Below are 8,899 nucleotides of genomic sequence, written 5' to 3' on the forward strand. Positions count from 1 at the left end.
TCCGACGGTCAAGGAAGGCGACGAGGTAGACGTGTACTTCGAAGGCACCGAGACCGAGAACGGTACGGTGATGCTTTCGCACGCGAAGGCGGAGAAGTTCAAAGTCTGGCGCGAACTCGACAAGGCGTTCCAGGCGGAGACTCCGGTCGAAGGCGTGGTGCTCGGCAAAGTCAAAGGCGGGCTGAAAGTCGATATCGGGGTGCCGGCGTTCCTGCCGGGATCGCACGTCGACATTCGTCCCGCGCGCAATCTGGACCGGTACGTGGGGCAACGCGGACGCTTCCAAATCCTGAAGTTCAATCGCGCACGCGGCAACGTGGTGGTCTCCCGGCGCAGCGTGCTCGAGCGCGAGCGCGCATCGTTGAAAGAGCAGACGCTCAAGGTGCTCGAAGAGGGCGTGATCCTCGAAGGCACCGTAAAAAATATTACCGACTACGGCGCGTTCATCGACCTCGGCGGAATCGACGGCCTGCTGCATATCACGGACATGGCGTGGGGCAGACTGCAGCATCCGTCGGAAGTGTTGAAAGTCGGCGACAAAGTTAAAGTCGTCGTGCTGAAATACGACGCCGAGCGCGAGCGCGTGTCGCTCGGAATGAAGCAGATCATGCCCGACCCGTGGACCAAGGTGGCGGAAGCATATCCGCCGGGCACGCGCATCAAGGGCAAGGTCGTCAGCGTGACCGACTACGGCGCGTTCGTGGAAATCGAAAAAGGCGTCGAGGGTCTGATCCACGTCTCAGAAATGAGCTGGAGCAAGCGCGCGGTGCATCCGTCGAAAGTCGTGAACCCGGGCGACATGGTTGAAGTGCAGGTGCTCGGAGTTGACGAGGCGAATCGCAGAATCTCGCTCGGACTGAAGCAGACCGAGGCGAATCCGTGGGAAGAGCTCGGCCTGAAGCATCCGATTGGCAGCCACGTGAAGGGCAAGGTCAAGTCGATCACGGACTTCGGCGTGTTCGTGGAGATCGAGCCGGGGATCGACGGGCTGGTGCATATTTCGGATTTGTCGTGGACCAAGAAAATTCGGCATCCGAGCGAAGTGGTCAAGAAGGGTGACGAGCTCGAGGCGACGGTGCTCGGAATCGACGTCGAGAATGAGCGCGTGAGCCTGGGCGTCAAGCAGCTTACGGCGGACCCGTGGAATACGGTGGCGGAGCGTTACCCGCTCAACACGCGAATTCATGGCAAGGTCAGCTCGGTGGCGGACTTCGGCGTTTTCGTGGAGATCGAGGAAGGAATCGAGGGGCTGATCCATATCTCGCAGCTCAGCAACGAGCGGGTGGATAAGCCGTCGTCGCTGTATAAAGTCGATGACGAGCTGGATGCGCTGGTCGTGCAACTGGACCCAAAGGAGCGCCGGATCGGGCTGTCGATCAAGGCGATCAAACAGCACGAGGAGCGCGAGGAAATGCAGGCCTACCTCAAGCGCGAGCACGAGGCGGCGCGGTTCTCGATGGAAGATATCCTGAAGGAAGAGCTCAAGCTCGATCGCGACGACGGCGAGCGGCGCGCGGCGCGCGGCGGCAAAACCAGTTAGGCGGGGGAGCCGGTCCCGGTAAGCGCGCGCGGACGGCGGCGAGGTCGATGACAAAGCGCGAAATCATCGAAGAACTGCTGGCGCGCCGGCACAAGTTCACGCATCGGGAATCAGAGACGATCGTGAATGCGATGTTCGACGCGATGGCCAACTCGCTCACGCGCGGCGAGCGGATAGAGATTCGCGGCTTCGGCAGTTTCGCGGTCAAGCAGCGCCGCGCGCGCCAGGGCCGCAATCCCAAGACGGGCCAGCTGGTCAGCGTCGATGCCAAGCAGATTCCGTTCTTCCGGGCGGGCAAGGAACTCCGAATCGAAGTAAATGGCGCCGAAGAAGCGGGCCGCTAAGCGGCGCGATGCAACGGCGGTCCCCGCCGAGGGTATTCGGCTGTGGGCGCCGTGGCGGTACGAATACCTGCGCGGCATCCGCTCCGAACCCGAGGGGTGCATCTTCTGCTTCGGCCGACTCTCCGACGCCGAGCGCCGGCAACGGCTGGTGCTGTTCGAGAATCGCGACGTGCTCGTGATGCTCAACAAGTACCCCTACAACAATGGACACATAATGGTTGCGCCGCGAAGGCATGTCGCGTCGCCGGAACTGCTGGCGCGGGCGGATCGAGCGGTGATTGCGGACGCGGTCGCGGCGTCGATAAAGCGGGTGCGCGAAACGCTGCATCCGCAGGGGTTGAACGTCGGCGCCAACCTGGGCGGAGCGGCTGGCGCGGGCTTCGCCGATCACATGCACTGGCATGTGGTGCCGCGCTGGGCGGGCGACAACAATTTTATGCCGGTACTTGCCTCAACCCGTGTGCTATCACAGAGTTTGGAAGACAGTTACGAGCAGCTGCGGCCGATTTTCAAAAATCTCGGCGCTGAATTATCTTAAGATGAAGAAATCGATCTGCGGGATTCGCAATGAATGAAAAACTGCTGAAAATCCGTACGCTGGGCGAACTCAAGAGCGCGGGCTACCAGACGATGCCGGTGCGGATGGAGATGCGCAAGAACCTGCTCGAGCGGCTGCGCAGCAAGGAGCAAATCCTGCCGGGAATCGTCGGCTACGAAGAGACCGTAATTCCGGAGATCGAGAACGGCGTGCTCGCGGGACATCATATGATTTTCCTCGGCGAACGCGGGCAGGCGAAGTCGCGAATCATCCGGTCGCTGGTCGGACTGCTGGACGAATATGTCCCGGCGGTCGCGGGCTGCGAGATCAGCGACGACCCGTTTGCGCCGATATGCCGGCGATGTGTGAAGCTGAAAGAAGAAAAAGGTGACATGCTGGAAATCGGGTGGATCGGACGCGACGCGCGATACGCGGAAAAGCTTGCGACGCCGGACGTTTCGGTGGCTGACCTGATCGGCGAGATCGATCCGATCAAGGTGGCCGAGGGACGCTACCTGGCCGACGAGGAAACGATCCACTACGGACTGATCCCGCGGACGAATCGCGGCATTTTTGCAATCAACGAGCTGCCCGACCTGACCGAGAAAGTGCAAGTCGGGCTGTTCAACCTGATGGAAGAGAAGGACGTCCAGATCAAGGGCTACAAGATTCGGCTGCCGGTCGACGTGGTGTTCGTGGCGAGCGCGAATCCGGAGGACTACACTTCGCGCGGGCGGATTATCACGCCGCTGAAGGATCGTTTCGACGTCCAGATTCGCACGCACTATCCCAAAACGATCGAGCACGAGATCGTGATCATGGAGCAGGAAGCGGCGCATCCGCCGCGTTCGGGCATGGACGTGCGGATACCGCAGTTCATGAAGGACATCCTGGCGCAGATTACGTTCGAAGCGCGCGCGTCGAACGAGATCAATCAATCGTCAGGCGTGTCGGTGCGCGTTACGATCAACAATTACGAATCGGCTATCTCCAACGCGGAGAAGCGCGCGGTGCGCAACGCGGAGAACGAGATCGTGCCGCGGATTTCGGATTTGCATTCGCTGTATGCGTCGACGGCGGGAAAAATAGAGCTCGAGTACGTCGGCGAGGACAAGAAGGAAGACGATTTGATCGAGCGGCTGATCAATCGCGCGGTGCTGAAGGTATTCGACAAGTATTTGAAACTCGACGACCTGAAGAAGGTGTCGAGCTACTTCGAGCAGGGTTGGGGCGTCGAGGTTTCGGACAGCGCGCCGTCGTCGGAATACATGGAGCCGCTGCGCGAGGTAACGGGACTACGCGAAGTGATCACGCTGCTCGGGCCGTTCGAGACGCCGGGACTGATGGCGGCCGCGAGCGAGTTTATTTTCGAGGGCCTGCATCTGCACCAGAAGCTCAACAAGGATCGCCAGGGAGGGCGCTTCGCCTACCACGCATGACGCGCAGGGAAATGGCTGCCGTAGTCACCCGCTACACGCAGTGGGACGGGACGCAGCGGCTCAAGCTCGACGCCGACAAGGTGTTCGAGAAGCTGGCGGAGTACCTGTCGTACACCGACGACGTGCGGCAGGCGATGGACTGGATGATGCGGCAAGGGATGGACTTCGACGGCGTCAAGGTGATGGGGCTGGAGGAGTTCATCGAGCAATTGCGGCAGGAGATGCGCCAGCGCTATCGCGACTTCAACCTGAAGAACGCGCTGTCGGAGATGGAGCAGAAGCTCGAGGACATTTTGAATCGCGAGCGCGCGAAGCTGGAATCGCTCAAGGGGCAGAAGCCGGGCGTCGAGGAGAAACAGCGCGAACTGTCGCGCATGCCGCGGCGGCTGTCGGAGGCGATGCGCAAGCTGGAAAGCCACGAATTCGAGGACGCGCAGGCGAAAGCGGACTTCGACGAGCTGCTCGAGGAGTATGAAAATATTCGCGACCTCGAGAATTTTCGCGATCGCAATCAGCATATGTTCCACGGTCCGAAGAGCCTCGGCTACGAGGACGCGCTCGAGCTGATGCGCGAGATGGAGCGGATGCGGCAGCTCGAGCAGGACCTGATGTCGGGCAACTTCGACACGATCTCAATGGAAGACCTGCAGCAGATCCTGGGGCAACAGGCGAGCAAGGATTTCCAGAATCTCAAGCAGGTGATGGTGCTGCTAACGCAGTCAGGCTACATGGTGCCGAAGGGCGATCACTTTCAGCTCTCGCCCAAGGGCGTGCGTCGAATCGGGCAACTGGCGCTGCGCGACATTTTCCAGAACCTGTTGAAGGATCGATCGGGCGGGCACATGACGGACCATCGCGGCGTCACTGAGATGCGTCCCGAACAAACCAAGCCGTACGCGTTCGGCGATCCACTGAATCTGAACCTGGTCGCGACGCTGAAGCATGCGCTGGCGCGCAAGGCGGGTGTCCCGCTGGAGTTGCGGCCGGAAGATTTCGAAATTTACGAAAACGATTACGCCAGTTCGTCGTCGACGGTGCTGTGCCTGGACATGTCGTGGTCGATGAGCTGGGAAGGGCGATTTGCGGCGGCGAAGAAAGTCGCGATGGCGATGGAGACGCTGATTCGCTCGAAGTTTCCGCGCGACTATTTTTCGATCGTCGGCTTTTACACGCGCGCCGTGGAACTGAAGCTCAAGGACCTGCCCGAAGCGTCGTGGAACATGGGCGATCCGTTCACCAACTTGCAGGATGGGTTGCGGCTCGCGTCGGATTTGCTGGGGCGGCATCCGTCGCGCAACCAGCACATCATTGTGATCACCGACGGGCAGCCGACCGCGTACTTTCTGAACAAGCGGCTGTACTGCGAATGGCCGCTGTCGTTCGGCGGCATCAGCATGCGCGCGGCGCAGGAGACGCTGAAGGAAGTCGAGCGGATCACGCGCAAGGGAATCACGATCAACACGTTCATGCTCGACGACTCGCCGAGTCTGCGCGCGTTCGTGGACAAGATGACGCAGATTAACCGCGGGCGCGCGCTGTTCACGCGTCCCGACCATCTCGGCGAGTACATGCTGGTCGATTATCTCTCCAAGAAGCGCAAGCGTGTCTGAACCAAGGTAAGTGGCAGCGGTTGCGGAGTTGTTGGAGTCTCGCTCGGCGCCCAAGCCTCCTTTGAAGTGGGCGGGTGGCAAGCGATGGCTGGTGCCATACCTGCTTCGTCTCTGGGATCCTCATCGAGCTCGCCGCTTGGTTGAGCCGCTATGCGGTGGCTTGGCAATCTCGTTGGGCTTGGTACCCGATCGAGCCCTCGTAAGTGACATCAATCCGCATGCGATAAACTTTTACCGCTGGCTCAAAAGAGGTCTAACTATCTCGCTAAGGATGCGGAATGATAAGGCCTGCTTTTACACAGGACGAGAGCGGTTCAATCAGATCATTCGCGAGGATAAGGCGGACAGCAAGGAAGCGGCCAGCCTTTTCTATTACCTGAATCGAACCTGTTACAACGGCCTATGCAGGTTCAACAGCAAGGGCGAATTCAACGTGCCGTTCGGCCGTTACAAGAAGATTACCTACAAGACGGATTTCACAGAATACATCCCGGCATTCGCGCAGTGGGAGTTTGTGTGCGCGGACTTCGAGAAGCTCCCGCTAGAAGCCAGTGACTTTATCTATGCGGATCCGCCCTATGACGTTGAGTTTACGCAGTACTCGATGGAAGCCTTTGGCTGGAACGAGCAAGTAAGACTAGCCGAAGGATTAGCGCGGCATTCCGGTCCGGTAGTTCTATCGAATCAAGCCACCGACCGAATACAGCAGTTGTACCGCGAGCTAGGATACGCCGTTACGATTCTCAACGCTCCGCGAATGATCAATTGTACTGGAGATAGAACTCCTGCTCGGGAAGTCCTTGCCACTCGAAATTTGTAGGTAAGGCGTGGTGTGATCGGAGAGTCCTAGCGGCCGGCGGCTTGGCGCGTCTCGATCGACGGTGGCATCGTCCAGGCTGCGCCGATTTGGCGAATCACAATGCGGTCTTGCTGATCGCCGGCTGCCGCGATTAATCGTTGCAGCGGCTCTTCCATCGGCTCCTTTGACAGCTTGAACGTTCCCCAGTGGATCGGCACCAGGTACTGCGCACGCGTCGATTGGAACATCGCCCAGACCTGTTCGGGATTGGCATGATTCCAAATCCAGGGGTCGTAGGCGCCGATTGAGAATGCCGCTACGTCGGGCGGCGTCGATGCTAGGCTGGCGAACAGGTTGGTGTCGGCGCTGTCGCACGCGAGCAGCATCCGGCGGCCGTCTTTTTCGAGCATGTAACTGTTGAAGCCGTAGTCTTCGCCGAACGGCGGCCATCGCCGGCCCCAGTGCCGCGCGCCCATCGCGCGGATGGTGAGTCCTTTGACGACGGTGGTCTCGCCCCACTTGAGTTCGCGGACGTCTTTGAAGCCGAGCGGCGCGATCAGCGACGAGCACTTCTGGCACGCGACGACGACTGCGTTCTTGGGCAAAGCCTTCAGCGACGGAACGTCGAGATGATCCATGTGCGCGTGAGTGATCAGAATGAGGTCGAGTTGCTGCAATTGCGCGGGAGCGAGTGGCGGATCGACGAATCGTTTCGGGCCGATTGTCAGGATCGAGTCGATCGACATACCGACACGCGAGAACAGGCTGGGGTCGGTAATCACTCGAGTTCCGAAATAGTTCATGAGAAGGGCGGCGTGGCCGAGATTTGCGATCGTGAGCGAGTTGTCGGGCCACGATGCGGGCTCGAGATGCGCATGATCGGGCGCGGCGTTCATATTCTGAGAGTACGACCTCGTGGCAAACAGCGCCAGCGAAAAAATTGCAACGATGACGATTAGTCGTGACAGGGATCGCGTCAGGCGCGACGGATGAGACGGAAACGAATTCACTTCTCCTTCTCAGGTTTGAAGCAGGGGAGTTCCTTGACTAGCACGTAACTGTAGGAACGCTCGTGCCACTTGAAGGTTCCGACGCCGCTGCCGAACGCTTCGGTCATCGAATCAAACTGTTCGCTGTCGGACACGTTGACGACATCGGCTGGAGCGTAAGCGAGATATTGAGGCTGGCCGGGCTTGAGCATCTGATAGAGCGGCGGATTGAAGAGGAGCTTGGTGACGCCGGGCTTTGGCTGCCAGGCGTCGTCGGGCGTGTTCTGGGTCTGGGTCCCCGCCACGATCCAGATCGGGTCGCCGCTGGTCTCGGCGATTTTCCACTGGCGCGATTCGATCAACCCGTCCTTGTTCTTGCGGACTTCCTCGACGCCGGGCGGAACCCGCAGCAGTTGATCGCATTTGTCAGCGTTGTCCTCTTTGGAAGCACCGGTGCCTCCGGCCTCTTTCATCGCAACCTGGGAACCGATGACCTGTGCGCTGCCGGCGGCGACCATCGGGGCAACGGTGGTCACCATCCCAACAGCTCCGCCCGCCAGGCACCCCGAGCACACGGCTGAGAGCACCAATGCGATCGCAAGAGACGCGATCTTGCGCGCGCGAAATCTTTTCACTGTTTCATTGTTTCACGGCTTGCGCGCGATCACCATCGAGGAGGTGAACGGAGGGCTTGGCAGCGCCTCGTGGCGGATATCGACGAAGCCGGCGTCGCCGAGCCATCGCGCGACTTCGTCAAATGAATAGTCGCGCCCGCGCGTAGTGAGCAGCAGGTAGAGCGCGAAGATCGCGCCCGACCGCGGCTCGGTGAGGTCGGCGTTCATGATGTGGTCCTTGATTATCATCATGCCGCGCGGTTCGAGAGCGCGAAAGCATTTGCGGAGGAGCTGAGCATTGGCCGCTTCATCTTCACCGTGAATTATACTCGACATGAACAGGGCTCCGCATGGCCCCGGAATCTCATCATACAGGTAATCGACGCGGACCAGATCGATGCGCTCCAACGCCGCAGGCTCACGCTCGGTGAGAATTCGGCGGGCAACTTCGAGAGCGGCGGGGAGATCGTAAATCGCAGCCCGCAGATGGGGCCATCGGTGAAGCATCGCGACGGTGTAGGTTCCCGGGCCGCCGCCGATGTCGGCGAACATCGAGACGCGGCTGAGGTCGAGCCGATCGGCGACGTAGATTGGATCGCCGCGGGCGCGAGTCAGGCTGTCCATCGCGCGGATGAATCGTTCGGTCTCTTCGGGACGGCTTTGAAACATATCGGTCGGTCGCGCGGGCGCGCCGGTGCGAATGGTTTGTTCGAGATGCGCCCAGGTTTCAAAGATCGCCTCATCGAACAGAATCAAACCGCCAAGATATTCGGCGGACGACCGGAGCAGGTAGCGGCGCGATGCCTCAGTGAGCGAGTAGCGATTTTTGCGCTTGTCGAGCAATCCGAGCGCGACCATCGCGTTGGCTATCAGAGCCGTTTCGCGGCGATTGGCGGAGATGGCATCAGCGACAGCGGCGTCGTCGAGCGGCGAGGAGTCGAGAATCTCGAAAATTCCGAGTTTGAGCGCGGTCTGGATAGCACGCGCTTCGGCGTGACCTGAGGCCAGCGCGGCGAGTTCGGCGAA

9 protein-coding genes are annotated in these 8,899 nt (G+C 60.1%); 6 read left to right on the plus strand and 3 right to left on the minus strand.

The annotated features are described in order from the left end of the window. The 6 genes from VJX68_RS02165 to VJX68_RS02190 all read left to right on the plus strand — a co-directional run. Positions 1-1,540: 30S ribosomal protein S1 (locus tag VJX68_RS02165; RefSeq protein ID WP_324093996.1), on the plus strand; the 1,540-nt coding region annotated here is incomplete at its 5' end. Between the two features lie 47 nt (positions 1,541-1,587). Then, positions 1,588-1,884, plus strand: a complete 297-nt coding sequence (locus VJX68_RS02170) for an integration host factor subunit beta (protein WP_324093997.1) — start codon at positions 1,588-1,590, stop codon at positions 1,882-1,884. Next, positions 1,859-2,422: an HIT family protein gene (locus tag VJX68_RS02175; protein WP_324093998.1), complete on the plus strand. Its 564-nt coding sequence runs from the start codon at positions 1,859-1,861 to the stop codon at positions 2,420-2,422. Before VJX68_RS02170 ends, VJX68_RS02175 begins: the two co-directional genes overlap by 26 nt. A gap of 29 nt (positions 2,423-2,451) precedes the next feature. Continuing rightward, complete coding sequence (locus VJX68_RS02180) at positions 2,452-3,861, plus strand: magnesium chelatase ATPase subunit I (protein WP_324093999.1); 1,410 nt, start codon at positions 2,452-2,454, stop codon at positions 3,859-3,861. A gap of 11 nt (positions 3,862-3,872) precedes the next feature. After that, positions 3,873-5,471: a VWA domain-containing protein gene (locus VJX68_RS02185; RefSeq protein WP_324094000.1), complete on the plus strand. Its 1,599-nt coding sequence runs from the start codon at positions 3,873-3,875 to the stop codon at positions 5,469-5,471. 10 nt (positions 5,472-5,481) lie between these two features. Next, complete coding sequence (locus VJX68_RS02190) at positions 5,482-6,291, plus strand: DNA adenine methylase (protein WP_324094001.1); 810 nt, start codon at positions 5,482-5,484, stop codon at positions 6,289-6,291. Between the two features lie 26 nt (positions 6,292-6,317). On the opposite strand, the gene VJX68_RS02195 is transcribed toward VJX68_RS02190, so the two are convergent. From VJX68_RS02195 to VJX68_RS02205, 3 genes are all read right to left on the minus strand, one after another. Continuing rightward, positions 6,318-7,280: an MBL fold metallo-hydrolase gene (locus VJX68_RS02195; RefSeq protein ID WP_324094002.1), complete on the minus strand. Its 963-nt coding sequence runs from the start codon at positions 7,278-7,280 to the stop codon at positions 6,318-6,320. Beyond that, positions 7,277-7,894: a hypothetical protein gene (locus VJX68_RS02200; protein ID WP_324094003.1), complete on the minus strand. Its 618-nt coding sequence runs from the start codon at positions 7,892-7,894 to the stop codon at positions 7,277-7,279. Before VJX68_RS02200 ends, VJX68_RS02195 begins: the two co-directional genes overlap by 4 nt. Before the next feature lie 12 nt (positions 7,895-7,906). Next, positions 7,907-8,899: methyltransferase (locus VJX68_RS02205; RefSeq protein ID WP_324094004.1), on the minus strand; the 993-nt coding region annotated here is incomplete at its 5' end.

Source organism: Binatus sp. (SeqCode) (genome assembly GCF_035272065.1).
Classification (GTDB): Bacteria; Desulfobacterota; Binatia; order Binatales; family Binataceae; genus Binatus.

What these genes read in the sequence shown, in the direction of transcription:
- VJX68_RS02185 (WP_324094000.1), top strand. Translation starts at nt 3,873, where the DNA reads ATGGCTGCCGTAGTCACCCGCTACACGCAGTGGGACGGGACGCAGCGG.
- VJX68_RS02170 (WP_324093997.1), top strand. Translation starts at nt 1,588, where the DNA reads ATGACAAAGCGCGAAATCATCGAAGAACTGCTGGCGCGCCGGCACAAG.
- VJX68_RS02180 (WP_324093999.1), top strand. Translation starts at nt 2,452, where the DNA reads ATGAATGAAAAACTGCTGAAAATCCGTACGCTGGGCGAACTCAAGAGC.
- VJX68_RS02175 (WP_324093998.1), top strand. Translation starts at nt 1,859, where the DNA reads ATGGCGCCGAAGAAGCGGGCCGCTAAGCGGCGCGATGCAACGGCGGTC.